The 24,472-nt window shown below is 45.8% G+C and carries 31 protein-coding genes and 1 tRNA gene; 15 read left to right on the forward strand and 17 right to left on the reverse strand.

What is annotated here, in order from left to right; all coding sequences use genetic code 11:
* Positions 1-4 precede the first annotated feature (4 nt).
* From C3B52_RS29045 to C3B52_RS29060, 4 genes are all read right to left on the reverse strand, one after another.
* Positions 5-793, reverse strand: a complete 789-nt coding sequence (locus tag C3B52_RS29045) for a sulfite exporter TauE/SafE family protein (RefSeq protein WP_103109848.1) — start codon at positions 791-793, stop codon at positions 5-7.
* Positions 794-1,111: 318 nt separating this feature from the next.
* Positions 1,112-1,336 (reverse strand): sulfurtransferase TusA family protein, encoded by a 225-nt coding sequence (locus tag C3B52_RS29050; RefSeq protein ID WP_103109849.1) that lies wholly within the window; start codon positions 1,334-1,336, stop codon positions 1,112-1,114.
* 117 nt (positions 1,337-1,453) lie between these two features.
* Positions 1,454-2,830 (reverse strand): sensor histidine kinase, encoded by a 1,377-nt coding sequence (locus C3B52_RS29055; RefSeq protein WP_235615891.1) that lies wholly within the window; start codon positions 2,828-2,830, stop codon positions 1,454-1,456.
* Positions 2,831-2,855: 25 nt separating this feature from the next.
* Entirely contained in the window at positions 2,856-3,542 is a 687-nt protein-coding gene (locus C3B52_RS29060; protein WP_103109851.1) for a response regulator transcription factor, read from the reverse strand.
* Positions 3,543-3,695: 153 nt separating this feature from the next.
* On the opposite strand from C3B52_RS29060, the gene C3B52_RS37580 reads away from it, so the two are divergent.
* From C3B52_RS37580 to C3B52_RS29075, 3 genes are all read left to right on the forward strand, one after another.
* Positions 3,696-3,980 carry a hypothetical protein gene (locus C3B52_RS37580; RefSeq protein ID WP_103109852.1) on the forward strand — a complete coding sequence of 95 codons (285 nt, stop codon included), beginning with the start codon at positions 3,696-3,698 and terminating at the stop codon, positions 3,978-3,980.
* Entirely contained in the window at positions 3,977-4,342 is a 366-nt protein-coding gene (locus C3B52_RS37585; RefSeq protein ID WP_103109853.1) for a C40 family peptidase, read from the forward strand. Before C3B52_RS37580 ends, C3B52_RS37585 begins: the two co-directional genes overlap by 4 nt.
* A gap of 457 nt (positions 4,343-4,799) precedes the next feature.
* Entirely contained in the window at positions 4,800-5,474 is a 675-nt protein-coding gene (locus tag C3B52_RS29075; protein WP_103109854.1) for a hypothetical protein, read from the forward strand.
* Between the two features lie 297 nt (positions 5,475-5,771).
* On the opposite strand, the gene C3B52_RS29080 is transcribed toward C3B52_RS29075, so the two are convergent.
* Positions 5,772-5,860, reverse strand: a tRNA-Ser gene (locus tag C3B52_RS29080).
* A 171-nt stretch (positions 5,861-6,031) separates the two neighbouring features.
* Between C3B52_RS29080 and C3B52_RS29085 the strand changes: the two genes are divergently transcribed.
* Positions 6,032-6,751 (forward strand): pseudouridine synthase, encoded by a 720-nt coding sequence (locus C3B52_RS29085; protein WP_103109855.1) that lies wholly within the window; start codon positions 6,032-6,034, stop codon positions 6,749-6,751.
* A gap of 61 nt (positions 6,752-6,812) precedes the next feature.
* On the opposite strand, the gene tadA is transcribed toward C3B52_RS29085, so the two are convergent.
* Both tadA and C3B52_RS29095 read right to left on the reverse strand, forming a co-directional pair.
* The gene (gene tadA, locus C3B52_RS29090) at positions 6,813-7,292 is read right to left on the reverse strand and encodes a tRNA adenosine(34) deaminase TadA (RefSeq protein WP_103109856.1); all 480 of its coding nucleotides are present in this window, start codon (positions 7,290-7,292) and stop codon (positions 6,813-6,815) included.
* Positions 7,292-7,888 carry a nitroreductase family protein gene (locus C3B52_RS29095; protein ID WP_103109894.1) on the reverse strand — a complete coding sequence of 199 codons (597 nt, stop codon included), beginning with the start codon at positions 7,886-7,888 and terminating at the stop codon, positions 7,292-7,294. The genes tadA and C3B52_RS29095 overlap by 1 nt, the downstream gene beginning before the upstream one ends.
* A 110-nt stretch (positions 7,889-7,998) precedes the next feature.
* Between C3B52_RS29095 and C3B52_RS29100 the strand changes: the two genes are divergently transcribed.
* From C3B52_RS29100 to nagE, 7 genes are all read left to right on the forward strand, one after another.
* Positions 7,999-8,502 carry a DinB family protein gene (locus tag C3B52_RS29100; protein ID WP_103109857.1) on the forward strand — a complete coding sequence of 168 codons (504 nt, stop codon included), beginning with the start codon at positions 7,999-8,001 and terminating at the stop codon, positions 8,500-8,502.
* A 161-nt stretch (positions 8,503-8,663) separates the two neighbouring features.
* A complete protein-coding gene (locus C3B52_RS29105; RefSeq protein ID WP_103109858.1) occupies positions 8,664-9,161 on the forward strand; it encodes a ribonuclease H-like YkuK family protein in 498 nt (165 codons plus the stop codon).
* A 407-nt stretch (positions 9,162-9,568) separates the two neighbouring features.
* The gene (glcT, locus tag C3B52_RS29110; protein WP_103109859.1) at positions 9,569-10,426 is read left to right on the forward strand and encodes a glucose PTS transporter transcription antiterminator GlcT; all 858 of its coding nucleotides are present in this window, start codon (positions 9,569-9,571) and stop codon (positions 10,424-10,426) included.
* A 129-nt stretch (positions 10,427-10,555) separates the two neighbouring features.
* Entirely contained in the window at positions 10,556-11,053 is a 498-nt protein-coding gene (locus C3B52_RS29115; RefSeq protein WP_103109860.1) for a PTS sugar transporter subunit IIA, read from the forward strand.
* A gap of 36 nt (positions 11,054-11,089) precedes the next feature.
* The gene (locus C3B52_RS29120) at positions 11,090-11,347 is read left to right on the forward strand and encodes an HPr family phosphocarrier protein (protein ID WP_103109861.1); all 258 of its coding nucleotides are present in this window, start codon (positions 11,090-11,092) and stop codon (positions 11,345-11,347) included.
* 20 nt (positions 11,348-11,367) lie between these two features.
* A complete protein-coding gene (ptsP, locus tag C3B52_RS29125) occupies positions 11,368-13,080 on the forward strand; it encodes a phosphoenolpyruvate--protein phosphotransferase (RefSeq protein WP_103109862.1) in 1,713 nt (570 codons plus the stop codon).
* Between the two features lie 143 nt (positions 13,081-13,223).
* Complete coding sequence (gene nagE / locus C3B52_RS29130; protein ID WP_103109863.1) at positions 13,224-14,663, forward strand: N-acetylglucosamine-specific PTS transporter subunit IIBC; 1,440 nt, start codon at positions 13,224-13,226, stop codon at positions 14,661-14,663.
* A gap of 102 nt (positions 14,664-14,765) precedes the next feature.
* Here nagE and C3B52_RS29135 read toward each other — a convergent pair whose 3' ends face one another.
* Both C3B52_RS29135 and C3B52_RS29140 read right to left on the reverse strand, forming a co-directional pair.
* Positions 14,766-14,975, reverse strand: a complete 210-nt coding sequence (locus C3B52_RS29135) for a hypothetical protein (protein WP_103109864.1) — start codon at positions 14,973-14,975, stop codon at positions 14,766-14,768.
* A 36-nt stretch (positions 14,976-15,011) separates the two neighbouring features.
* Positions 15,012-15,224, reverse strand: a complete 213-nt coding sequence (locus C3B52_RS29140) for a helix-turn-helix domain-containing protein (RefSeq protein WP_103109865.1) — start codon at positions 15,222-15,224, stop codon at positions 15,012-15,014.
* A gap of 166 nt (positions 15,225-15,390) precedes the next feature.
* Between C3B52_RS29140 and C3B52_RS29145 the strand changes: the two genes are divergently transcribed.
* Positions 15,391-15,753: a helix-turn-helix domain-containing protein gene (locus tag C3B52_RS29145; protein ID WP_103109866.1), complete on the forward strand. Its 363-nt coding sequence runs from the start codon at positions 15,391-15,393 to the stop codon at positions 15,751-15,753.
* A gap of 90 nt (positions 15,754-15,843) precedes the next feature.
* Here C3B52_RS29145 and C3B52_RS29150 read toward each other — a convergent pair whose 3' ends face one another.
* The gene (locus tag C3B52_RS29150; RefSeq protein ID WP_103109867.1) at positions 15,844-16,203 is read right to left on the reverse strand and encodes a winged helix-turn-helix transcriptional regulator; all 360 of its coding nucleotides are present in this window, start codon (positions 16,201-16,203) and stop codon (positions 15,844-15,846) included.
* Positions 16,204-16,403: 200 nt separating this feature from the next.
* On the opposite strand from C3B52_RS29150, the gene C3B52_RS29155 reads away from it, so the two are divergent.
* The gene (locus C3B52_RS29155; RefSeq protein WP_103109868.1) at positions 16,404-16,814 is read left to right on the forward strand and encodes a DoxX family protein; all 411 of its coding nucleotides are present in this window, start codon (positions 16,404-16,406) and stop codon (positions 16,812-16,814) included.
* A gap of 400 nt (positions 16,815-17,214) precedes the next feature.
* Here C3B52_RS29155 and C3B52_RS29160 read toward each other — a convergent pair whose 3' ends face one another.
* Positions 17,215-17,658: an OsmC family protein gene (locus tag C3B52_RS29160; RefSeq protein WP_103109869.1), complete on the reverse strand. Its 444-nt coding sequence runs from the start codon at positions 17,656-17,658 to the stop codon at positions 17,215-17,217.
* Positions 17,659-17,858: 200 nt separating this feature from the next.
* On the opposite strand from C3B52_RS29160, the gene C3B52_RS29165 reads away from it, so the two are divergent.
* Both C3B52_RS29165 and C3B52_RS29170 read left to right on the forward strand, forming a co-directional pair.
* Positions 17,859-18,416 carry a DUF3231 family protein gene (locus tag C3B52_RS29165; RefSeq protein WP_235615894.1) on the forward strand — a complete coding sequence of 186 codons (558 nt, stop codon included), beginning with the start codon at positions 17,859-17,861 and terminating at the stop codon, positions 18,414-18,416.
* Between the two features lie 40 nt (positions 18,417-18,456).
* Positions 18,457-19,305: an MBL fold metallo-hydrolase gene (locus C3B52_RS29170; protein WP_235615895.1), complete on the forward strand. Its 849-nt coding sequence runs from the start codon at positions 18,457-18,459 to the stop codon at positions 19,303-19,305.
* A gap of 89 nt (positions 19,306-19,394) precedes the next feature.
* Here C3B52_RS29170 and C3B52_RS29175 read toward each other — a convergent pair whose 3' ends face one another.
* The 6 genes from C3B52_RS29175 to C3B52_RS29200 form a co-directional block, all read right to left on the reverse strand.
* The gene (locus C3B52_RS29175; protein ID WP_103109872.1) at positions 19,395-19,901 is read right to left on the reverse strand and encodes a DUF1648 domain-containing protein; all 507 of its coding nucleotides are present in this window, start codon (positions 19,899-19,901) and stop codon (positions 19,395-19,397) included.
* 141 nt (positions 19,902-20,042) lie between these two features.
* The gene (locus tag C3B52_RS38295) at positions 20,043-20,132 is read right to left on the reverse strand and encodes a YgaP family membrane protein (RefSeq protein WP_164684987.1); all 90 of its coding nucleotides are present in this window, start codon (positions 20,130-20,132) and stop codon (positions 20,043-20,045) included.
* Between the two features lie 48 nt (positions 20,133-20,180).
* Entirely contained in the window at positions 20,181-21,749 is a 1,569-nt protein-coding gene (locus C3B52_RS29185; RefSeq protein ID WP_103109874.1) for a BCCT family transporter, read from the reverse strand.
* A gap of 22 nt (positions 21,750-21,771) precedes the next feature.
* Entirely contained in the window at positions 21,772-22,215 is a 444-nt protein-coding gene (locus tag C3B52_RS29190; protein ID WP_235615896.1) for a RidA family protein, read from the reverse strand.
* 21 nt (positions 22,216-22,236) lie between these two features.
* Positions 22,237-22,980 carry an IclR family transcriptional regulator gene (locus tag C3B52_RS29195; protein WP_103109875.1) on the reverse strand — a complete coding sequence of 248 codons (744 nt, stop codon included), beginning with the start codon at positions 22,978-22,980 and terminating at the stop codon, positions 22,237-22,239.
* A gap of 33 nt (positions 22,981-23,013) precedes the next feature.
* Entirely contained in the window at positions 23,014-24,462 is a 1,449-nt protein-coding gene (locus tag C3B52_RS29200) for an aldehyde dehydrogenase family protein (RefSeq protein WP_103109876.1), read from the reverse strand.
* Positions 24,463-24,472 lie beyond the last annotated feature (10 nt).

Genomic DNA, 24,472 nt, shown 5'->3' on the forward strand with positions numbered 1-24,472 from the left:
CTCTTTACAGGATATCACTCCAAATCTTGATCGCCGTCGCACAGATCAAAACAATCAGGCCATACCGAAGATACTTAACATCCATTTTTGCGCTGACGCGGCTACCCAGCGGCGCACCTAGCACGCTCCCTATTACCGTAAACATAACGGGCAAAACGGGAATATGTCCCGTAGTCAGCTTCCCTAATACACCACCAATAGCGGATATGAATACGATGGCAAGGGAGGAAGCAATCGTAACTCGTGTAGGAATTTTAAGAACGGTAAGCATGATTGGAATCAGGATAAAAGCTCCCCCCGCCCCTACAACACCGGAGACGATCCCGACACTGAAAGCAGAAACAATCGCAATCACACGACTGTACACAATCTCGCCCTCTGCTTCATCGCTTCCTTTGTTTTTTATGAGCATTAAGACGACTGCTACTATTGCTAAAATCCCGTAAACGAGATTGATGCTTTCACTCGACAAAAATTTAGAAATGAAGCCACCCAGCAAGCTCCCAATCAAAATACTGGCACCCATATCCTTCACGAGGCCTTTATGAATAAGCGCAGACCCTTTTCCGTTCCGTTTGCGAAAGGCAAGGACACCCGACAAGGATGCAAAAAACACCTGAAACATGGAGATCGAGGACACCTCTTGTGCGGTAAAGTGAGCTACCCCGATCAAAGCAGGTATAAACAGCAGCAAAGGGTAGTTGATTATCGCCCCGCCTATTCCGAGCAAGCCAGAGAAAAAGGAGCCGATAAAGCCTAAAGCAACCATCAAGAAAAATAAGTCAAAACCCATAAATCCTCCCTGCCTTCTCATCTTTTTGCACATGAGAACATGTGGACTGCTTCTCAAATGATGAAACGTCAGGTAAAATAAAACCAAGTAATTTAATCAGAATAAGGTGATACCCATGCTCCGTTATCTGAAATCCATTTTTCAGCATCGTTGCCCGACATGTAAAGAGCCGTTGCATACAAAAGTCGATTCCCTGCATTGCACCAAGCAATGTCCAAATGGTCATTATAGAGAAGAAACCTACTCCCCGCTAGGCGTGCGGATCGTCTATGAAAATCGGGAATAAGCGAACACTGCATCAGGTGCTCGCTTATTTTTTTATCCCTTTTTCACGAGAAATTTGTATACACCGTTCTCTTCCTCATGGGAAATCATTTCATTCTTGGTTTGCTTCACCCACGCTGTAAAGTCATTCAAAGAGCCTTTATCCGTAGACAAAACCTCCATCGTTTGACCTGCCTCAAGACTATCCAATGCTTTCTTCGCTTTGACGATCGGCATTGGACATGCCAGTCCTTTTGTATCTACTGTGATATCTGCCATTTTATTGTCCTCCTTTTGAGTAGCAAAATCAACTTAATACTAATACCCGTATAGGTATATAATAATGTCGGATGATCACTCTGTCAATACACCTCCTAACTAGGGGATTCAATCCTTTTATGTAGGGGATGCCTTGCTCAACTGGACATGTACTTTGGTCCCGCCTTGTGCGGAAGGACTGATTGTAATCATTCCCTGATGGTCAGTGATGATCGATTGCGCGATCGCGAGCCCAATTCCGTTCCCACCTCTTATCCGGTTGCGCGATTTGTCTACCCGATAAAATCGCTTGAAAAGATGAGGAATCTCGCTCTCTGGTATACCTATCCCCGTATCCTCAATCGTGATATGCACCCATTTCTCATCACTATATGCCCTTACCTCTACTTGTCCCCGATCGGTGTATTTGCGGGCATTATCCAACAGTATATCGAGCAATTGCCTCATTCTTTCCCGATCCATATACAAAAACAGCGGTTCCGTCCATTCAAAGGACAGCTTGATCTGTGCCGGATAAACGGGAAGCCATGCCTGCTTTACTTCAAGCAGCAGAGGAGTCAGCGACTGGACCGTCTTGTGTGAGCTAATCTGAGTTGCATCCTGCATTTTGGCTAGTGAGAGCAGATCCTCGATTAATCGTGATAGCCGGTCACACTCCTGACTAAGCGCAAGGAGTGCCTCGTCCCGAATCTCTGGCTTATGCTTTCCCCATCTTTGCAGCAGACTGACATATCCTTCGATAATGGTCAGCGGTGTACGTAATTCATGTGAGGCGTCTGTTACAAACCGTTGCTGAGATACGAGTGCTTCCTCCATGCGATCCATGAGCAGGTTGAAGGCATGAATCAGCTCGTATATTTCCGTTTCCACGTTATAATGATGGATTCGCTCAGAAAGACGCTGCGGGGAAATCGAGTGAATCTGCATAATGAGCTGATCCAGTGGCCTAAGCCCCCACTTGCTCAAGAAGTAGCCTCCCACCCCTGAAAGCACAAGCGTTATTGAGGAGGACAGAATTAGAATCATGAATAAAATCGTAAAGTACCATTTGAGTGCTGACGTCGATTCACTTATCTGGACGAGCATTGGATGGGCAGGCGATGGCAAGCGCACAGATTCCTCGGCAACCAGGATTCTTTCATAAAAATCGTCCGGTTCCTTGTTCCAGTTGGCTCCTACAATCGACGCCAGCTTCTTTCCATTTTGAACATCAATGAGTGTGATTGATTGATTACTGTCTGAGTAGTTCATCAGCAGCCGCGACAAATACGAAATATCGAGCGTGGAATCCTCTGTAATCTCAGTTGTGACGTCCGAGGCGATAGCTGCAGCCTTTTGATTGAGGAGCTGCTGTTCGTGCTGATAAACGAGATTGGACGTACTCCAAAAAATAAACACCGTAAGAAAAAGCAGCAAGACAAGCATGACAGTGGTAAATAAAAAGGTAAGTCTCCATTTCAGCGAGTATCTTCGATGTAATAACAACGCGATCACCTATCTAACGAGATAAAAGCAGGCACTATTCTCGTAGCGTATATCCAATTCCTCTTACGGTATGAATCAGCTTGATCGATGAGCCATCTTCCATTTTGTTTCGCAAATAACGGATGTATACATCAACTACGTTTGTATTCCCCATAAAGTCGAATCCCCATACAGAGGACAAAATTTGCTCGCGCGAAACCGCCTGCTCCTTGTGCTGCACCAGGAAATTCAACAGGTCAAACTCCCGTGGAGTAAGTAAAATTTCCTCGTCCGCTTTAAATACACGCCTGGCGTTTGGTAAGATTCGCAGATCACCGATAAGAATGTCCTGATTTCCTTTTGTCTCCTTTCTCCGCAGCTGGGTCCTGATACGCGCAAACAGCTCTTCGATCGAAAACGGCTTGGTCACATAATCATTGGCGCCACTATCGAGCCCAGTCACAATATCAGGAACCTCGCCACGGGCCGTAATCATAATAATCGGGATCTGACTTACCTCTCTGACACGCCTGCATACCTCAATCCCTGACAGCTCAGGCAGCATGATGTCCAATAAAATCAGATCGTGTACATTTTCATAAGCCTTTGCCAGCCCTGCGGGTCCATCGTAGACGACATCCGTTGTAAATCCCTCATTTTCCAGCTCCAGCTGTAAATACCGGGCCAAATTTTTTTCATCCTCTACGATGAGGACATGCCCTTTGGTATCTGCTCCTGACATGTAAATCACTCCGATACGTGAGAAAAAGTGAAGATCTTACCAACAGTCTTCTCATGAAACTCTAATGAAATTCTACCGGGAATCTTAGTTTTGACCTGTAGGATGTAATAAGAGCAAATAATCTTGCAATATACACAGATCTGGAGGAGGAAAATGTTGATAAAACGAAACTGGAAAGGTAATGCCAGCACTGTCTTAGCTATCCTCATAGGTACTTCTCTCTTATTTGGTGTAGGTGGACAAGCCTATGCGGCAAAGGAAAAAAGCCACAAGTCACAAACCGAGCAAAAACAGCAGAAAAAAACGAAGAAGAAGAAAAGGAAACAGCAGCGCACCGCTCAAGAAAGCAATAATAACAATTCGTACGCCCAAAATAGTGAGAATACTCAAAACATAGCGACCGCCAAAAGCAGCTCACAAGCGGATACAGCCAGGTGATTTCGATCGGTTTGCGCTACAGAGGGGTACCTTACAAATTTGGGTCCAGCAAAAACACAACCCGAACATTTGATTGCTCTTCCTTTACTCAACGTGTATTTAAACAGGTAGGAATTAAGTTACCTCGCGACTCACGCCAACAGGCCAGGGTTGGCAAGCACGTGTCGAAGGGTCAGCTTAAAAAAGGTGACCTCGTTTTCTTCCGAAGCTATGGTAGCACTTCCCCACGAATCACTCACGTTGCCATCTATGCAGGCAATAACACGCTGCTGCATACGTATGGACGCCCTGGTGTAACTACTACCAAGTTCCGTGGCACTTCATGGGAGCAGCGGTTTGAAGGAGCCAGGCGTGTTTTGTAATAGAAATGGTTTTTTAACATAAAAAAAGCATAACGTCGCTGATACAGTGTGACTTGAAGTATATACTTGCCACGTATTGAAGCATATTTTTTCCAATATAGGACCGAAGAAAGACTTATTTGAGATAAGGCTATCAACGAGTTGAAGCATATTTTTTCCGCATTTACTAGATTGAATCATATCCATGCCAAGTCACATGTAATATCGCTTTACTTTTTGTACTTTAAAAGGAAAAACACATGTATCTTTGTTAATATGAGATACATGTGTTTTTAGGTATCAGCAAAATTTCACGGATTCAGGTGAATATGAGTGATCTGCTGTTCAAATGAATATAAATGGTATTCCTTCTCCTGTTTTATATAAAATATTCCAAATAGATATAGACTTCAATTAATAATTTCTCTATACTTTCCAGTATTGCTTGTAATCACTTACCACAAGGAGAGTGAATCAAATGAAAAAAAAAGCATTTGTAGCTATTATAAGCGCATCAATGCTGGCAAGCATGGGAGCTGGCGCTTTAGCGGCAACTAAGCTGCAGGAAATTAAAGCTTACCTTAACCCTGAGGTAAGGGTGCAGGTCAATGGAACTCATGTTGATTTGCGTGATGTCAAGGGTAACGTTATTGCACCAATCTCCTATCAAGGAGCAAATTATTTTCCTATTCGCTCCATCTCCGACGCACTTGATATAGCAGTCGATTATGATGAGACTACCAAAACTATTATTTTAGGCGAGAAAGTTGACGGCGTTTCTATTGTTGATGGCTTCAAAGATATGTATCATACGAAAAACTCAGCTCAAACAACCTATAAAGGTAAGGATTATAAAGAAGCTTATTTCAACAATGGACCTGGCGACCGTAGCACCAACTTTATGCTCTATCCGAATAAAGAGCATCAAACACTATATCTTCAGATAGCAGCTGTTAATGGTGATATAAAGGACCTTACTATAGAAGACGGCGATACCAATACGATTTTGAAAAAGATAGATGTGATCAAAGCTGAGGAAGGCTTGGTTACTGTCCAAGCGGATATCGGTGACGTTAAATCATTGTATATTCACGGAAATGTAAAAGGTGGTACTGCTGTCTTTGTACCATTGACTACTTCGTATTATAAATAGGTCTTATTTAACAAAGGGTATCTCACGAAGGAGATACCCTTTGTTTCTATTTCAGCATTTGAAAGCCGCATTATGTCACACCTGAGTGTTTACTTAAAGGGATAATACCAATGTATCAGGCTTTTTCCTATTTCATACCCCAATTTGGGTTCTATTTAGCGTATTAAACAAAAACAACAACCAGTATTTTGTTTGAAGCATATTCTTACCAAAAACAAATTGAAGCATATCTTTGCCGTGGTGGCAAAAATATGCTTCAATCTACATACAGCAACGTTATGCTTTTTCTTTTTTAAGCGGAGAGAGTGGGATTCGAACCCACGCACGCCTCACGACGCCTAACGCATTTCGAGTGCGTCCCCTTATGACCACTTGGGTATCTCTCCATATTGATTGATCAGAAACATTATCTACTATAGCAAATCGCCGTCAAAAGTGCAAGACTTAGGTCCACGGGGTTCCTCTTGATTTGCGCGTTGCATTAGGCCAAACTAGTATCAACGTACAAAAATGGTCATGACCGTTTTGGCTTATTCGATGAAAAGTGAGGAACATACATGAAACGTGAACGTTTGGACAAGGTGCTGGCAAATATGGGGCTCGGCACCCGCAAGGAAGTGAAGGTACTGGTAAAGCAAGGCTTGGTCGTAGTCGAGGGCGTCGTCGCTACAGATCCAGGCATGCATGTAATTGCAGAAGAACAGGATATCGTTGTGGACGGAGAGCCGCTCAATTTCAAGCGTTGGGTGTACGTCCTCCTGAACAAGCCGCCTGGAGTGGTTTCTGCGACTGAGGACAATGTCCATGAAACAGTCGTGGACTTGCTGCCTTATGAATGGGCGATCAAGGTACATCCCGTTGGACGATTGGACATTGATACAGAAGGTCTCTTGCTGTTGACCAACGACGGCCAGCTATCGCATAGTCTGCTCTCTCCGAAAAAGAAGGTCGACAAGGAATATTTCGCTCGAATCGATGGCCGTGTAACAGAAGAGCATGTACAAGAGTTTGCCAAAGGGGTTGAGCTGGAGGACTTTACTACGCTGCCAGCCAAGCTGGAGATTCTGTCCTCGGGCGAGATCTCTGAAATTCGCGTGACGATTATGGAAGGCAAGTTCCATCAGGTAAAGCGGATGTTTGCCGCTTTTGGATTACAGGTTACCTATTTGCAGCGCGTTCGCATGGGTCCTCTCCACCTCGATCCATCATTAAAGCCAGGTGAATACCGGGAACTGACGGAAGAAGAACTGAACATGCTGCAAAATGTAAATAAATAAGCGTCAAAAGAAGCCGCCGGGTACGTCATGCTTGTCCCGAGCGGCTTTCCTTTTGTTCAAGTTAGTCCTGTGCTTGTTGTCGTTTTTTTCGTAAACCGCGAAAGAAATCCTTGAGCAACTGCGCGCATTCCTCTGCAAGTACCCCTTCCTTAACAGGAACCTGATGGTTGAAGCGTGGCTCTTCTAAAAGGTTCATCAATGTCCCGGCACAGCCAGCCTTTGGATCGCGAGCGCCGTATACGACCTGCTCAATCCGACTCTGCACGATCGCGCCTGCGCACATCGGACACGGCTCAAGCGTCACGTACAAGGTGCACCCGATTAGTCGCCAGCCACCCAGCGTTTCACTAGCTTCACGGATCGCGATCATTTCCGCGTGCAAGGTAGGGTCTTTTTGCGTTTCGCGCAAATTGTAGCCTCTTCCTACGATTTCCCCGTTGCGCACAACGACCGCTCCGATCGGAACCTCACCGATTGCCGCTGCCTTCCCGGCTTCTTCGATCGCAGCCATCATAAACTTCTCGTGTTCGACTGATGACATCACTTCTTAGTAAATACTCCTTCAAACACTGTTTCAGACAGAGCGCGGCGGCTCGATGGCTTTTCCCGCTCCTGCATCGCTTCAGACAACGCTTCTTTTTCTCCTTGATACCCTATGGCGATCACGGCATGCGCCTCATAATCTTCAGGAATTCCCAGCACTTCTCGCGCTTTTTCCGGGTCAAATCCTCCCATCGCATGTGTAGCCAAGCCTTGTCTAGTCGCTTCCAGTGCCAGAAAGCCCCAGGCAGTCCCTGCATCAAACGCATGGGCACGATTGTACGCACCACGGGAACCCATCGTTTGGGAGACAATCAAAACCAGCACAGGTGCCTTTTCACACCAAATGCGATTTCCATCCGCGATAAATGGATAAAAGCGTGCCTTGTCTTCCTCCGTGCGGGCAACGATAAACCGCCATGGCTGTTCATTGCTTGCAGATGGCGCCCAGCGCGCTGCTTCAAAGATGCTATTGAGGACTTCATCGGGAATCGAGTCCGATTTGTAAGAACGCGGCGACCAACGATTTAAAAACACAGGATCAATTTCATGACCTGCGTGGCGATGTTCTTTTACTTGTGGAAGATACTCATTCATCATGGTGACAAACCTCCTGCAAATTATTTACAAGTTGTGCTGGATAAATCTTATTTCTTTCGTGTATAATAGAGAACAAATGTTCTTATTACCTATTAGGAGGGTTATGCATGTTCACTACCATCGATTCATTCGTAAAGCTGTGGGAGGTTGAAGCCAAGAATACTCAACAAATTTTGGATGCATGTACGGATGCATCTCTGCAACAAAGCGTGACGAGTGACCACAGAACGCTGGGACGCCTTGCCTGGCATGTCGTTACGTCAGTCCACGAGATGCTCACTCGTACTGGCCTGCAATTTGCAGGAGCAGAGCCTGATTCTCCCATCCCCGCTACCGCACAAGAAATCAGTGCCGCATGGACAAAAACAAGCGAAGCAATGATTCAAGCCCTGCGCGATCAATGGAAAGACAGCACCCTGCTAGAGGAATCAGATATGTACGGTGATCAATGGCCCAATGGTGTGACTTTGCAAATTTTGATTCATCACATGATTCACCATCGCGGACAAATGACTGTTCTCATGCGCCAAGCAGGTTTAAAGGTGCCTGGTGTCTATGGTCCAACACTTGAAGTCTGGGCTTCATTTGGCATGGAAGCACCGACCCTATAGGACGCTTCTTCCACAACAGAGCCCTTTTTTATTGCAAATATCATTGATTCACGAAGTTTTTGTCCGAACCTGCTCACATACTCTCTGCGAGATTACATACATTAATGATGTACGGAAGATCTATGTAATCAAATAGATAGCCTCTATTTGGAGGGATGTGAGTGGGCTTAACCTCAGCAAGTACCTTGTTTGATTGCTTTCACAGTCCGACTAGAGGGCTACTGGCCAAGGAGGACGTATTCTCCCACATTGAACAAACGATATCGACTCTGTCAGGTCCGTTTGAGATTATCGTGGGAGCCGATTCACAGCTAAAAAGTCGAGGGACGTTTTTTGCCCTTGTCATTACGGTTATTCGTGCTGGACACGGAGGCACGTTCTTTTATCACAAATTCCAGGAACGACGCTACTCATCGCTGCAGCAGCGTATTTTCCAAGAAGCGATGTACGCAGTCGGGCTGGCAAGTGAAGTGCGCGAATATCTTCGTGAGCGCAATCATGATACTCCGATCCAGCTTCATTTTGACATCGGTAAAAACGGTCCTACCCGTAAGTTTATCCAATCTCTCTTGAGCTTAGCGGAAACCAATCATTTCCGAGCAGAGATCAAACCGAATTCTTTCTGCGCCTCGACGATTGCAGACAAATTTACAAAGTAAACGAATGACAATTACCCAAGTACAAAAAGCATCAGGCGGAATGCTCTATTGCATCCGCCCGCTTTGTTTTATACGATGTTCGGACATGCTCGATCACCTATTCGGGACTGACCTGTTTAACTCCTGCCCAGTCCGCTCCACCAAACTGTAGGGTGACGTGCTCACCTGCGATCCTCTTGGTCATATTCAGTTACCATTTCAACATAGCACGTTATTCACTTCCTAAAAAGTTCCAACTTTTTCATTACCTTGGTGATTGACAATATACAAGACGTCAGCTATGATAAGCAATAATTGAAGCGTTTTCACACGGCGTGTTACTGGTGATGCAGGCATGAGCCGAGAAGATCTTTTTATTGCTAAAAAGGTTTTTTCGGCTCTTTTTTGTCTAAAGGTGGTGGAATTGGTTGTCCCGTGAACAGGAGAAAACATATACGATCACGCGCGTGTTAAACCATAACGTCGTACTCGTGGAGGAGCCTGGCTCCAAACAGGAGATTGTGCTATTCGGCAAAGGTATCGGATTCAGCACAAAACCCGGGAACATCATTCCTGCCCATGACCAACGTGTGGAGAAGCGTTTCAGATTGGAAAATGAAAGTCATCAGAAGCAGTATCAAACGTTGCTCAGTCAAGTCGACCCTGCCGTTGTAGGAATCGCGGAAGAAATTATCGCCCTGATTGCCACTGAAATTACGCCACAACTCAATGAACACGTCCACGTAGCCTTGCCTGACCATATCCAGTTCGCGATCTATCGTTTGAACAATGGAATGGAGATCGTGAATCCGTTCCTGTTCGAGATCCAGACCTTGTACACGAAAGAGTACGCACTGGCAAAACGGGCAGCGGATATGATCAAAAAGGCATTTGCCTTAGACATTCCTGACAGTGAAATCGGCTTTCTAGCCCTGCATATTCATTCTGCAATTAGCTACGTGCCTGTCAAAAAGGCCGTCCAGTTCACTAACATCATCAGTGAACTGGTGAATATAATTGAGCAGCGAACAGGAAAGACCATCGAAAGAAGTACCGTCGATTACGTTCGGCTCATTACTCATTTACGGTTTGCCGTAGAACGAATTCGGCAGCAAAAGTCGATTATTAATCCACTTTTGGATCGGGTCAAAACAACGATACCCGAAGCTTATGAGCTTGCCTCTGAGCTAGCTTCCTATATCTCCTCCCGTCTTGAGGTAATCGTACCGGAGGACGAGGTTGGATACATGGCTTTGCATGTGTATCGCTTATCTCAACAATCCTAACCACAACTTAATCCTGCGTGTTACTAGTTCGACTAGGCATGAGCGGTGAGATCATACGGACATAGTAAGTATGTCGTATGTATTTGCCGTCTCATGCCTATTTTCGTTCAGACGCAAAAGGAGGAAATTATGTTACGCAGCTTGTTTTCCCGCAAAAAACAACAACAAGAAGTATCTTTTCTAGCTCCATTAACCGGCACGGTTGTGCCACTTTCCGAGGTACCCGATCCTGTCTTCGCCCAAAAAGTAGTCGGTGACGGCGTTGCAATTTTGCCATCTGAAGGACTACTGCTCTCTCCAATTGACGGAAAGGTAACTCATCTCTTCCCTACTCACCACGCGATTGGACTTACTGCGGAAAGTGGGCTGGAGATTTTGATGCACATCGGAATCGATACCGTCAAGCTGAAAGGTCAGGGCTTTACCCCCTTTGTTGCAGTAGGTGACCAGATCAAAGCTGGTGATAAATTGATTCAGTTTGATACAGGCGTTCTACAGGAAGCTGGATGCCCCATTGTTACCCCGATTGTCATTACAAACGGCGATCTGGTTGCAGAAAAAAACATTGTAGCCAAAACAACGGTGCAGGCAGGGCAAGATCCGCTCATGACCGTCGTTTTAAAATAGATGCTTGCATGCCACAGGTCATAAAGGAGGTAGCGCATGATTGAATTTCAGGTAACGGTAATGGTTGAGGGCGGGCTTCACGCTCGTCCAGCCGCTCTTTTAGTTAACCTGTCAGCCCAATCCCAATCGAAAATTACCGTGAACAAGGGAGATAAGCAGGCGGATGGCCGCAGTATTCTTGGCATCATGACATTAGGTGTCGCACAGGGTGATCACCTTAGAGTCCAAATCGAGGGCTCGGATGAGCAGCATGTAGCCCAGGCTATTCAGCAAATGTTTCACGCAAGCTCCTGATAGAGGAAGGTGACTCATTCATGTTAACAGGAATTCCCGTTTCTCATGGCATTTCCATTGCCCCAGCAGTACGCCTGACACATACTGTGCCCACCGCACAAAAGCCAGTGGTTGCATCAGTAGACGTCCCACGAGAGCTGGTGATTTTTGACCAAAGCGTTGAGCAAACACGTGAACAACTAGACCAGCTGCGAGAGCAAACGAACCTACAATTGGGTCCAGAGAAAGCAGCCATTCTTTCCGCTCATCTGGCTTTTTTGGAGGACCCGGCATTTGTCGGAGAGATGAAGTCACTGATCGAGAGCAAATCTATTGACGCTACTGCTGCGGTTGAGCAGGTTGCCGATCAGTTTATCAGCTTGTTTGAGAGCATGGACGATGACTACATGCGTGAGCGCGCTGATGACATACGCGATGTCAGCCGTCGACTTGTCCGCAACCTGTCAGGGGAAGATTCCTCTGTCTACTATCCGGAGGAACCATTCATATTGGTTGCCTTGGACATTACACCTTCTGAGACCTTGCAGCTCCCCATTCAAAATGTCCGTGGTATTGTCACGGCAAAAGGTGGAGCAACCTCTCACGCAGCTATTCTGGCTCGTTCACTCGGTATCCCAGCGGTCATGGGCGTAGGTGAACAGCTTATGGCAGAGGTTGAGACAGGTGGCTTGCTGATTCTTGATGGAGCAACAGGTGAGCTGTATATCCAGCCTGATCGCGATACCCTTTCCCGTTATCAAGAGAAGGCCGCGCTCGAAGCAGCAGAGCGTCAAGCCTACGAGGCCATGAGAGACCTGCCAGCCGAAACACTCGATGGACACCGCGTCCAGCTCGTAGCAAACATGGCTGTTCCCGAAGAAGCAGATGCTCTCGTGGAAGCAGGCATTGAGGGAATCGGATTGTTCCGTTCTGAGTTCTTGTTTATGGATAGAAGCAGCCTTCCCGACGAAGAAGAGCAGTTTCAGGCATACAAGCGCATCGCATCTGCCTTTGGCGACAAGCCCGTCATCATCCGCACATTGGACGTTGGTGGCGATAAACACTTGCCTGCGCTCGCGCTCGCACAGGAGGAAAATCCGTTTCTCGGTTTTCGGGCGATCCGCATCTCTCTTGCCCGTCCTGCCTTATTCCGGGTACAGCTACGCGCTCTCTTACGCGCGAGTGCATTTGGGCAATTACTCATTATGTTTCCGATGATTTCCCATCTGGAACAGCTGCGAGAAGCCAAAGCGATGCTAGAGCAGGCTAAATCAGAGCTGCGCGAAGAAGGCATTTCCTTTGACGAAAATATCGCGGTCGGTATGATGATGGAAATTCCCGGGGCATGCTTACAGGCAGATGCCTTTGCAAAAGAAGTACAATTTTTCAGCATCGGCACCAATGATTTGGTCCAATATACGCTTGCTGTCGATCGGATGAACGCAGAAATCGGCGATTTGTACAGCTACTACCACCCAGCCGTTTTGCGCCTGATCTCAAACGTTATTGAAGCGTCTCACCGCGCAGGCATCTGGACTGGACTTTGCGGGGAAATGGCTGGCGATCCGTTAGCGACAAAGCTGCTTTTAGGGTTGGGCCTAGATGAGTTCAGTGGTGCTGCGTCAGTCATGCCAAAGGTGAAGGAGCGCATTCGCTCGACTACTCTCGAGCAGGCAAAACAACTGGCAGCGCACGTGTTAACCCTGTCTACCGTAGAAGACGTCGTTCGATTTTTAAAGGACGAAACCGAATGATCGCTTTTGTCACCGACCCTCTGTAAGCGATTTCATAAAAACTGATCAAAATAGTCCTCTCCTGCTCCTTCATCATTATCTCCCTACATTCCTAGTGGAGAGCGGCTTTTTGATATACATCTCATTCTAAGGAGGTTTTTCCTATGCTCGCCTTTCTGCAAAAGATCGGGAAAGCTCTCATGCTCCCGGTCGCTACGTTGCCAGCTGCAGCGCTGTTGCTCCGCTTCGGCGCCATCAACTACGAAACCGAGTTTCAACTAGGCTCTTCTGTTGGTGGATTCCTGAACCAGTACATTGCGCCTTTCCTGCTCGCCGGTGGATCTGCTATTTTCGATAACTTATCCTTAATCTTCGCCGTCGGTGTTGCCATTGGACTTGCGGGAGATGCCGTAGCTGCTCTCGCGGCGGTTATTGCTTACATGGTTCTCACTGCAGTGCTGTCCAAAGTGCCTGCAGCGATGCCTTTTATCGCAGATGATGCCAAGCTGAACATGGGGGTTCTTGGTGGGATTCTCGCTGGTGGAGTAGCAGCTTACTGCTATAACAAATACCACAATATTAAATTGCCGGAGTGGCTAGGCTTCTTTGGGGGCAAGCGCTTCGTTCCGATTATTACATCGCTCAGTATGGTTATCATCGGATTATTTTTCGGGATCATCTGGGGGCCAATTCAAGACGGTCTCACCAGCATGGGTAACTGGATTGTAGGACTCGGAGCGGTTGGCTCAGGTCTCTTCGGATTCTTTAACCGTCTGCTCATTCCATTTGGTCTGCATCACGTGCTCAATGCAATTGCCTGGTTCCAAATTGGCGATTTTACCGATACTGCCGGAAAAGTCGTACACGGCGACCTGAATCGATTCTTTGCTGGTGACAAATCCGCTGGTATGTTTATGACAGGCTTCTTCCCGATCATGATGTTCGCACTGCCTGCAGCCGCTTTCGCCATTATTCATACTGCGAAGCCGGAAAAGCGCAAGGCGATTGCTTCTGTCTTTATCGGTACTGCTCTTGCTTCGTTCCTGACTGGTATTACCGAGCCATTGGAATTTGCATTCATGTTTGCGGCTCCACTGCTCTATGTCATTCACGCGGTATTGACCGGTATTTCCGGGTATATCGTTACATCGATGGGAATCAAGCACGGCTTTGGCTTCTCTGCCGGACTGATCGACTACGGACTTAATTTCCCGCTCTCGACCAATGCTTGGCTCATTATCCCGATCGGTCTGGCTTTCGCTGTCGTTTACTACTTCCTGTTCCGTATTCTGATTGTCAAAATGAACATCAAGACGCCAGGACGCGAAGACGACGACATCGCACCATCCAGCACAGGCAGCGCAGGCACCTTGCAGGATAAAGCTCAAAAGGTGCTCACTCACATCGGTGGAAAAGAAAACATCGTGAGTGTAGATGCGTGCATTACACGTTTGCGACTTGTTCTAAAGGACGACAAGATCGTGAACGAAAAAGGACTCAAAGATTTGGGTGCAGCCGGAGTCATGCGACTTGGCCAAGGCAGTGTACAGGTGGTATTCGGTACACAATCGGAGCTATTAAAGGACGAAATTTCCAAGCTATAAAAACCGCTAGACGTAGAAACCAGCTCGGTCACGGTAATTGCCGTACCAGCTGGTTTTTTTATTTTGTCCTCCGAATGCGGAGTGAATATCTGACCTTTGAATTTATAAATGACTGGTTTGAGTCCTCTGGGTGCCTAGCATCAGCATGGACGTATGCTGAGTGTGCTGCTCCAGTTCTTTTTCAAACTGCCTTAAGCGGTCAAGAAAATCATCGCATGCTGGTTTGCTTTGCGGCGCCATCATTGCAATCTCATAATCTAACGTCTTTTTCCATATTTCCAATTGCCGCTTATTTGCATCCAGCGCATTCAATCGATTCACTCCTTCTCTGGTTATTCATTTGCAAAATTAGCAAATAGAGAAAATAAACAGATCATGCAATCCGCACTTCAATTTTTTGGCCAGTACAGGCAAATGGTTTGCTTTGAAGTCGTAGCTCCCCTTCTCATACTTCAAGTAAGTAGAGGCATTTTTGAAGCCCAGTGATTCTGCCATCTCCTGCAAAGTCAGTCCTTGTTCCATTCTTCGTTTGGCTATATACGTTAGATTAATTCGTTCCATTTGCTACTCTCTCCTTTTTGTAGAAATAGCAAATATTTATGTTATTATGATATCTTTTCCATTTCAACAAAGTCAATACAATATTTGTCATTTCAACAAATGTATTTTTTCCGTTTTGGAAAATTGTTAGAATGGAATTGCCAAAACGAAAAAGGTGGGTCTTACGATGTCCATAGTTGGTCAACGCATAAAGTGGCTGCGAGAGAAGAGAGAGTGGTCCCAAATTCAATTGGCCGAAAAGCTGGGCATACATAATACCGTCCTGTCGCGAATCGAGTCGGGTGAAAAGAAAGGCGTAGATTTTCACTTGATCTCCAATGTGGCCGATTTGTTTGAGGTATCTACTGATTTTATTCATGGAAAGACAGATAACCCTATCCCCTTCTGGCAGCATGCCTCTGTTCGGGAAGAGCCTGCCCCCTTTTTAGACATCAACGGATTGTCTCCAAATGAACTGGAAGAGCTTAAAAAACATATTGAGTTTCTACGATGGAAAGCCCGTCAAAACAAGCAAAACGGCCAAGAATAGCAATTAAACAGCACCAACAAAAGAAAACCCCTGTCTCCAGGGGTTTTCATCATGGCAAGCGTCAGGCAATGTTCCTGAGGCTTTTTTTGGTTATTCGTTTTCGTCTGCCTTGCTGTCGTCTGCCATTTCGTCTGCATCTAACTCGATCCAAGACTGTGACCAGCTTTCAATACCTTTGATCACTGGTTCCAGAGCATGCCCCATCTCAGTCAGTGAATACTCTACCCGGACTGGAGCCGAATCCGTAAACACCTGCCGATGGACAAGACCTTCTTTCTCCAAATCCTTTAGCCGTTCAGATAGTAGCCTTCCGCTTACCGGCAGGGCACCCTCCAACGCACAAAAACGCTGCGGACCCGATAGCAACTGGTATAAGATGAGCCCTGTCCAGCGTTTTCCGAGCAATTGCATGCCCTTTTCAAACTTCGGACAGAGGGAAGACTGTTTCATAGCTATCACCTCATTCTACTTTCAGTATACCGCTCTTTCCCGATTCCTTCAAAACGAATGATGACTTCTTACCTAATTAATTGCACTTTCCATCGTTTGTAAATTTCGGGAAGTCGCTTGACATATGATCTTATTATTGTATACTTACTAACGAAAAGTAACTTTGTTACTGATTTTAATTCTATCGGAGGTAACGATACATGTCTATGCGTTTTGAATGGAGTGCCCTTATTTTACGCTTGGTAGCAGGTATTACTTTTGTCATTCACGGAATTGCAAAGTTCCAAATGGGTCTGGACAACGTAGCAGGCTTCTTTGGCAGCTTGGGGCTTCCTGCATTTATTGCTTATCTTGTAGCCTTCTTGGAGGTTGTTGGTGGTTTTGCTCTGATTCTCGGCTTGGGTACCCGTATTTTCGCTGGTGCATTGGCAGTCATCATGGTAGGAGCGATTACTAAGGCAAAGCTGGCTGCCGGATTTATGGGTGGCGAAAGCGGCGCAGGATACGAGCTGGAGCTGGCATTGCTGGCAATTCTTCTCTCCCTTGCTGTGAGTGGTAGCACGATGCTCGGACTGGATAAAGTCCTGTTTGGCAAAAGCTCCGTTGAATAATTTACCGTTAAACATAAGAAAGCCAGTGAGTAGGCGCTTGACTGCCTATTCGCTGGCTTTCCTTTTTAATCCTCTATTTGAAACGATTAGAAACAAATAAACAAATGACTCCCAAAGCAGGTATGAGTAAAAAATACAAAGGAAATGCACGATCCAGTACCTCAATCCGCATGATTCCATAGACAATGATCAAATATAAACCCACAATCCTCCAAAACATTGCTCTTTTCCAAAATGGCATGATTATTTCCTCACATGATCCTATACTCTATAAATGAAAGTAACATTTTACCATTTCCCGCGTCAAATAGGCATACGCGCAGCACCTACCTCGATGCAATCCAATAAAAATAGGAGGTATCTTGTTTTCGCGCAAAAAAAAAGCACCACGCAGGTGCCGTTACTTTTCAATGACAATCCCGTTTAGCTTGAGATTGACTGGATTTGCGATCGTATCTCCAACGGGGCATGTCTTCTCCAAAAATGCAATGAATTCCTCTACCCGTTCTCTCGGAGCGTCTGTCTTGATGTGGAAGGTATATCGAATATCGGAATAGCCACGCCGAACATCTGACTTATTCATAAAGCCATCTGTATCGAGCTCGCCCTCTACTTCCACCCAAAAGTCGTCAAGCTGGACATCAAACTTGCCCGCATAAGCTCTGGCAACAATCGATTGGCATGCTCCCAATGCGGAGAGGACGACTTCAACAGGATTCATGGCGGTATCTGTTCCGCCCAAGCTTCTCGGTTCATCAATCGTCAGCTCAAAATCTCTGGACCGTGCTTTCACAACCATCCCTTTTTGCAAATGTGCGGTGGCTCTAAAGGTTTCGACAGGCATTTTCTACACTCCCTTACAAGAATTATCAGACTATAAATACTATATCATACAATTCCAAGTTTTTTGGTGCGAATAATTAGTTTTAGAAAAATTAATTAGAAAGTTACGCTACGCTTATATGGATAATTTTAACCTCAATAAAACTCCGGTCACTAGTAAACCTTATCAATGGGTTAAAACGCATAGTTAAGGAGACCCATATGGACATTAAAACTTTACTGAACAGTGGGAGGATGTTAATGGGAATTTTATCTGGTAATCCTCAAAATGAACCTCTTCATTATGGCGAAGTCTTTGGGGTATGGAGCTATCTTTCTGTAACAAAAGGATTACTGGCTGGTTATCAAACTTTGATTAACCATACCGGTGATCATGATTTGAAGAACTTTCTCGAAGACCTTACACAAAGCATGAAACAAGAGATACAACAAATTGATGAATTACTAAAAGCAAACGGCATTGGCCTTCCTCCATCCCCACCCGACCGTCCGATCGCAAATCTTGAAAGTATTCCTGTAGGCGCCCGTTTTCAGGATCCAGAGATTGCTGCCGGTGTTTCAAGGGACATTGCGGCTGGTTTGGTTACGTGCAGTCAACTAATTGGACAATCGATTCGAGAAGATATTGGAATGATCTTCGGCCAGTTCCATATTGCCAAAGCTCAATTAGGAGCTAGACTGCTGCGAATTACAAAAGAAAAAGGCTGGTTAGTTCCTCCGCCACTTCATTTGCAGTCTCCTGAGCTCGTGCACGCGTAACATTCTCGATAAGCGCTACCAAACGGTAGTGCTTATCTGCATGGAGGTTATTATGGGGCATTCATATATACCAGTAACTTCACTTTCAAGTGGAATGGGGCAAGAGGTTCGGCCAGATATTTACTGCCTATGTATCCAGGTTGTTAACGTCTGTTTCATTGGGAATCCTGCACAACCGCATGATTGGTTTCTTATTGATGCTGGAATGCCAAAATCGGCTGACGAGATTCTATCAGCAGCTCAATCACGCTTTGGTAAAAATAGTCCCCCTAAGGCAATTCTCCTGACACATGGACATTTTGACCATATTGGAGCTGTTATTGAACTGGCCCAGCACTGGGATGTTCCCGTTTTTGCCCATGAATTGGAGCTTCCTTATTTGACGGGTACCTCCAATTATCCAGAACCAGATTCCAGCGTAGAAGGCGGTCTGGTAGCAAAATTATCACCCCTGTTTCCAAATGAGGCTATCAATGTGGGAGAGCATTTAAAAATGTTGCCAGCAGATGGTAGTATTCCAGATATTCCTGAATGGCGATGGATACATACGCCCGGACATTCCCCTGGACACGTTTCCTTTTTTCGGAATGAGGATCGCTCGTTGATCGCCGGAGATGCTTTTATTACGGTTAAACAAGACTCGCTTTTCAAGGTTTTAACTCAAATACAGGAAATAAACGGACCACCTAGATACTTCACAACTGATTGGACTGCTGCAAGAGAATCCGTAAAAAAGCTCGAATCACTAAAACCATCCATTGCTGTTACTGGTCATGGTCTCCCTATGCTTGGTGAACAGCTTTCATCAGGATTGGAAAAATTGGCGAATGCATTTGACAGCATAGCAGTACCCGATTACGGTCGTTATGTCGAAGCCCTTCACTCATAAGAATCACAATGCTGTAATGATAAAAAAGCTACGAAATAATGCTTATTTCGATAGCTTTTTTGTTTACGTGTATGAAAATTCCCGCCGACTTATTTAATTTTTCGTTGCTTCATGATTCCTACTATAAGTGGTATGCCGACAGCCAATATCGTAATCGGCAGAGACCATATGCCAAAACCACTCCCCCAGCCTAGCGCGATCGAGACCGATTCAATCAAGAGCAGAGTGAAGATAATCACACAGATGTTTTTTAATTGATTAATCATTTTTCTGCTTTGCAAATAAAACTGCTTGGCATTTGAGTCATTAAATCGTTTAGGATAATTGTGCACCTCTGGGAACCTTTCAAGGACTTGCAAGAAAATGAGCAAGAACGCTCCAACACCAGGCAAAATGAGCAACTCCCATTTTAACCCCCAACGATCTACTTCTCCCAAAGCATTATAATGCGCGGGCACTTCATCAGGAAGCTTCCCCCAAACCAGTAGCAAGAAAAGGATCGATCCGGCAAAGCATAAATAGCCCACGACATCCCAGATCCATTCGCTTATTGTTTTTGCTATTTTCAGCTTTGGTCGGTTCCACGAATTTACCATATGCTCCACCCCCTGGCTTCACCCTTGATTTTACCATATTTACCCTAGGGCAGAGCCAATGCACGTGGAATTGTCGGTTGCGTGATTGACCGGTGATTTCCAGTGGGGGCTGTTGAATAGCTTTTTGTCCCCTTAGTAGGGTTAACGGATTTTGCAGGAATTGATACCAAGCAAACGGTACATGACGCATTTTTGTGTAATTGCGGTAGCCAGTAAAGGAAGCGAGAACAAAGCTGACGCCAGTTCATCCCGACGTCAGCTTTCCTGCTATTTCGTTACCTACGCATTTGCTTTTTCATAAAACCCGTTTTCCTCAGTTGTCTTTTTTTCAACAATGCCCTGTTCCTGGGCCAGTTGTCCAGCCACCTTGGGCGCTACCCAGCACATAGGCGCTAAAATGAGTGACACAGGAACGGCTGTCACCACAATAAACGATTGGAGAGCATCAATTCCTCCATTTCCAATCGACAAAAGAATTGCAGCTACAACACCCATCATCAATGCCCAAAACATACGCAGGCCGACAGTTGGGTTATTGTTGCCTGTTACTGCCGCAGATATCGTGTACGCCATCGAATCAGAAGTCGTGATCACAAACAGGATCGTCAAAATCAAAAATGCAGGACCGATAATCGAGGACAGTGGCAGGTACTTGGTAATGGAAATCATCGCCGCAGGCAGTCCGGCTTCACTCAAAGGACCGGCAATTAATCCTGGGTTTTGTAATTCAAAGGATATTCCCGTTCCTCCAAGAACCGTAAACCAGAAGCAGGTCACGATCGGTGCGATGATCGCCACAGCCATGATAATTTCCTTGATCGTCCGGCCGCGTGAGATGCAGCTGATAAAGATTGCCATCATCGGTCCATATCCCAGGAACCAGCCCCAGAAAAAGATCGTCCATCCGCCTAACCATGTAGAGTCTCCGCGGAACGTACTCATTGGCATAAACTCCTGCAAATACGTACCAAAGGAAGATATGAAAGCGTTTACAATAAATTCCCCAGGTCCCAAAAATAAGATGAATGCCATGAGCACGATCGCTAATATGACATTAAAATTACTTAAAAATTCAATCCCTTTATGGAGTCCAGTAGCCGCTGAAATGGCAGATACCGCTACCACACTCATAATGATGTATAGCTGTGTTGTGAATGTATCGGGAATCCCCATGATCTCCTGCAGCCCGTAGCTTGCCTGTAGACCCAAAAATCCAATCGGACCAATGGTTCCTGCGACAACTGCAAGAATCGAGAAGGAATCGACTGCTGTTCCTAACCAGCTCCTGGTCATAATTTTTTCGCCAAAAATAGGATACAGCAAGGTTCTTGGTTTTAGAGGCATCCCTTTATGGTAGTGTCCATACATAATCACGATTGTACTAAGTGTTCCAAGAATCGCCCATGCCAGGAAGCCCCAATGCATAAAAGACTGTGCCAATGCTGGATTTACCGCCTGCTGTGTGCCCGATTCAATCCCTGTAAAAAGCGGTGGCAAGCTCGTGAAGTGATAAATTGGTTCTGCTGCTGCCCAAAATACGCCACCACCTGCCAATAAAGTTGTCATGGTCATCGCCAGCCACTTGAACGTGGTGAATTCTGGACGATCCAGTTTCCCCAGCTTTACCTTCCCATACTTCGAGAACGCCAAGAATATCGCGATGAAAAAAGTAGCCAGCAGGAGTACCTGCCAAAAAGCTCCAAAATACTTAATCGACAAAGCGAAAGAGGAATTAACAAACGCTGTAACTGCGTCCATACTGATAGCCGCAACGATGACAAAGACCAACAACAATCCACCGCTTATCCCAAAAACAGGCCAGTCCACTTGGAAATTCCTATTTTTCATCCTGCTCTCCTCCCGCTTCCATCTATTCGACTTCAACAACCATTTCGAGTTCAATCGCCGCGCCTCTTGGTAAAATGGCTCCGATCGATGTTCTCGCATGTGTTCCGATGTCCTCACCAAATACCGATACGATTAAATCAGAAGCACCATTCATCACCTTGGCATGCGAGGTAAAATCCATCGTACAATTAATGAAAGCAAGTACCTTCACAAATTTTTTGACTCGTGAAAGATCACCAATTTCTTGCTTAATCGTCGCCAACGCCTGGAGAGCCGCTTCCTGTGCTGCTTCATACCCTTGCTCAACCGAAAACTCCTTCCCCAATTTGCCAACATGACTATAGGAAAGATTCCCTGACAAAAACAGGAGATTTCCTGTTTGTACTGCGAGCTCATAGTTTCCGCCCTTTTCTTTTTTCTCAGGCAGTGTGATTCCTAATTCGATTAATCGTTGTTCTGGCTTCATCCTTTTCCCCATCTCCTTCATTTACTCAAAAGATTCTGAGATGGAACGTGTTACCCGTAGCAGTACTGGTACAAATGCTTGCATGGTCTTCCGATTCCAACGAAATACAGGACCAGATACGGATATCGCTCCGATGACTCGCTTATTTTGATCAAAAACCGGTGCGGACAACGCCCCTACATTTGGCGTTATCTCTTCCTCATTGGTGGAATATCCATCCTGAACAGTTTTCTCTAGCAATGCTCTGATTGACTGCTGCTGTTCAACTGGCAATGGAGACAAGACACGCTCTTGAATTTCTTCACTCATAAAAGCAAGAATAGCTCTCCCGCTAGCTCCTAGATACAGTGGATGCTTCTTCCCGATTCCTACACTACGCCGGATTTCTTGGTTGCTCTCCACTTCCATCGTACAAACTCTGCTGCTTCCGCTCGGTACATAAAACCCGACTGTTTCTCTGATATCGTTGCGCAAGTTTATTAGCCATGGCTCAACAAGCGGAGCAAGGGGCATCTCGGTCATAATTTTATTGGCGTATTCGAGAAAAATGGTTCCCAGTGAATAAAGCTTGGTGCGAGGGTCCTGAAAGACAAGACCCTCTAGCTTTAGGGTGGTCAGTAAACGATGCACGATAGTCGGTGATAACTCCAGACTGCGGCTAATGTCATTCAATCCTTGAGGACCTGGAACTGCATTTAAATAATTGATGATTTTGATAGCACGCAAGACAGTAGATGATGTTTCAGACTTCGGTTTCGTTTCCATTTTCCCAATCCCCCAACAAATCAAATCTATTCGCTAACTTTTCACGTAAATGGTTTTCGAACGGCAATAAAAGTCGACTGCTTCTTTGCCAAGCTCTTTATTGATTCCAGAGCTGGAGCTTTTAAATCCGCCGAATGGTGCCTGATAGGACGTTCCTGTGGTTGTCATATTGATTTTCACTACACCCGCTTCAATCTCACGCGAGCATTTTGCCACCCGACTTATATCTTTTGTGCAAACGGCGGAAGACAACCCATATTCTACATCATTTGCAATATCAATGGCATCATCTACAGAAGCTGCCTCCATGATACAAAGGACTGGACCAAATACTTCTTCCTTTGCGATACGCATGTTTCTGTTTACATTGCCGATAACGGTTGGATTTACATAGTAGCCGTGCTCGGTCTCTGGAGTTTGTGGAGCATCTCCCCCAGTCAAAATGTTAGCCCCTTCGGCTATAGCACCCCGAATCGCCTCCAAGGTAGACTCTAGCTCACCTGCATTGGCTTGTGGTCCAATATCCACGCCCTCAGTGAATGGATTTCCGACTTTGATTTGCTTCGTTTTTTCTATTAATTTTTTCGTGAAAGGCTCTAAAACTGCAGATTGAACAATCACTCTGCTTGTAGCGGTACATGCTTGCCCCGTTTGTCCGAATGCCCCGCGAACTGCCAGATCTGCAGCTTCATCCAAATCGGCATCATCGAGTACTATCAACGGGTTTTTTCCTCCCATTTCAAGCAATGCCGGTTTCATATCCTTGCTAGCCTCTGCATAAATGAGTCGACCTACATTAGTAGAGCCCGTAAAGGTTACGGCTTTAACCGCCGGATGATGAATCATTCCTGATACGAGACGCCCTGGCCCAATCATCATGTTAACGACCCCGTTCGGCAAGCCGCACTCTTCGATGATTTCCAACAGCTTGGCTGCTACCACTGGCGTATCTGAGGATGGCTTAAAGGCAATCGTGTTGCCCGCTACTAGTGCAGGCGCGATTTTCCAGGCCGGGATAGACAGAGGAAAATTCCATGGTGTCACGACCAGTACTACTCCAAGCGGCTCCGGAACTAACTGAATCTGGATATCCGGGCTATCTGAAGCAACCAATGTTCCGTTCAAGCGAGTTCCTTCTCCTGCGTAAAACCGGAAAATATTGACTGCATACGCCACTTCTTTTTTAGCATCTGCGATTGTTTTTCCCATTTCCCTGGAAATTAGGTGTGCTAGCTCTTCTTGTTTCGCTTCCATTTTATCTGCTATTTTGAACAGAAACTGTCCTCTTTGTGGTGCAGGTACTAGCTTCCATGTCGGGAATGCCTCTTGCGCTGCTTCTATTGCCGCCCTAGCGTCCTCTTCTGTTGATTGCGAAATCTGTGTAATTACTTCTCTCGTATCAGCCGGGTTGATATCCGGAATCGTGTTTGTTCCTTGCGGCGATACCCATTTGCCATCAATAAAATTTTTCAAAGTTTCCATGCTGCACTCC

It is taken from the genome of Brevibacillus reuszeri, from assembly GCF_002897295.1.
GTDB classification, from domain to species: Bacteria; Bacillota; Bacilli; order Brevibacillales; family Brevibacillaceae; genus Brevibacillus; species Brevibacillus reuszeri_A.

What these genes read in the sequence shown, in the direction of transcription:
- C3B52_RS29045 (WP_103109848.1), bottom strand. Translation starts at nt 793, where the DNA reads ATGGGTTTTGACTTATTTTTCTTGATGGTTGCTTTAGGCTTTATCGGC.
- C3B52_RS29050 (WP_103109849.1), bottom strand. Translation starts at nt 1,336, where the DNA reads ATGGCAGATATCACAGTAGATACAAAAGGACTGGCATGTCCAATGCCG.
- C3B52_RS29060 (WP_103109851.1), bottom strand. Translation starts at nt 3,542, where the DNA reads ATGTCAGGAGCAGATACCAAAGGGCATGTCCTCATCGTAGAGGATGAA.
- C3B52_RS37580 (WP_103109852.1), top strand. Translation starts at nt 3,696, where the DNA reads ATGTTGATAAAACGAAACTGGAAAGGTAATGCCAGCACTGTCTTAGCT.
- C3B52_RS29075 (WP_103109854.1), top strand. Translation starts at nt 4,800, where the DNA reads ATGAAAAAAAAAGCATTTGTAGCTATTATAAGCGCATCAATGCTGGCA.
- C3B52_RS29085 (WP_103109855.1), top strand. Translation starts at nt 6,032, where the DNA reads ATGAAACGTGAACGTTTGGACAAGGTGCTGGCAAATATGGGGCTCGGC.
- tadA (WP_103109856.1), bottom strand. Translation starts at nt 7,292, where the DNA reads ATGTCATCAGTCGAACACGAGAAGTTTATGATGGCTGCGATCGAAGAA.
- C3B52_RS29095 (WP_103109894.1), bottom strand. Translation starts at nt 7,888, where the DNA reads ATGAATGAGTATCTTCCACAAGTAAAAGAACATCGCCACGCAGGTCAT.
- C3B52_RS29100 (WP_103109857.1), top strand. Translation starts at nt 7,999, where the DNA reads ATGTTCACTACCATCGATTCATTCGTAAAGCTGTGGGAGGTTGAAGCC.
- C3B52_RS29115 (WP_103109860.1), top strand. Translation starts at nt 10,556, where the DNA reads ATGTTACGCAGCTTGTTTTCCCGCAAAAAACAACAACAAGAAGTATCT.
- C3B52_RS29120 (WP_103109861.1), top strand. Translation starts at nt 11,090, where the DNA reads ATGATTGAATTTCAGGTAACGGTAATGGTTGAGGGCGGGCTTCACGCT.
- ptsP (WP_103109862.1), top strand. Translation starts at nt 11,368, where the DNA reads ATGTTAACAGGAATTCCCGTTTCTCATGGCATTTCCATTGCCCCAGCA.
- nagE (WP_103109863.1), top strand. Translation starts at nt 13,224, where the DNA reads ATGCTCGCCTTTCTGCAAAAGATCGGGAAAGCTCTCATGCTCCCGGTC.
- C3B52_RS29140 (WP_103109865.1), bottom strand. Translation starts at nt 15,224, where the DNA reads ATGGAACGAATTAATCTAACGTATATAGCCAAACGAAGAATGGAACAA.
- C3B52_RS29145 (WP_103109866.1), top strand. Translation starts at nt 15,391, where the DNA reads ATGTCCATAGTTGGTCAACGCATAAAGTGGCTGCGAGAGAAGAGAGAG.
- C3B52_RS29150 (WP_103109867.1), bottom strand. Translation starts at nt 16,203, where the DNA reads ATGAAACAGTCTTCCCTCTGTCCGAAGTTTGAAAAGGGCATGCAATTG.
- C3B52_RS29155 (WP_103109868.1), top strand. Translation starts at nt 16,404, where the DNA reads ATGTCTATGCGTTTTGAATGGAGTGCCCTTATTTTACGCTTGGTAGCA.
- C3B52_RS29160 (WP_103109869.1), bottom strand. Translation starts at nt 17,658, where the DNA reads ATGCCTGTCGAAACCTTTAGAGCCACCGCACATTTGCAAAAAGGGATG.
- C3B52_RS29165 (WP_235615894.1), top strand. Translation starts at nt 17,859, where the DNA reads ATGGACATTAAAACTTTACTGAACAGTGGGAGGATGTTAATGGGAATT.
- C3B52_RS29170 (WP_235615895.1), top strand. Translation starts at nt 18,457, where the DNA reads ATGGAGGTTATTATGGGGCATTCATATATACCAGTAACTTCACTTTCA.
- C3B52_RS29175 (WP_103109872.1), bottom strand. Translation starts at nt 19,901, where the DNA reads ATGGTAAATTCGTGGAACCGACCAAAGCTGAAAATAGCAAAAACAATA.
- C3B52_RS29185 (WP_103109874.1), bottom strand. Translation starts at nt 21,749, where the DNA reads ATGAAAAATAGGAATTTCCAAGTGGACTGGCCTGTTTTTGGGATAAGC.
- C3B52_RS29190 (WP_235615896.1), bottom strand. Translation starts at nt 22,215, where the DNA reads ATGAAGCCAGAACAACGATTAATCGAATTAGGAATCACACTGCCTGAG.
- C3B52_RS29195 (WP_103109875.1), bottom strand. Translation starts at nt 22,980, where the DNA reads ATGGAAACGAAACCGAAGTCTGAAACATCATCTACTGTCTTGCGTGCT.
- C3B52_RS29200 (WP_103109876.1), bottom strand. Translation starts at nt 24,462, where the DNA reads ATGGAAACTTTGAAAAATTTTATTGATGGCAAATGGGTATCGCCGCAA.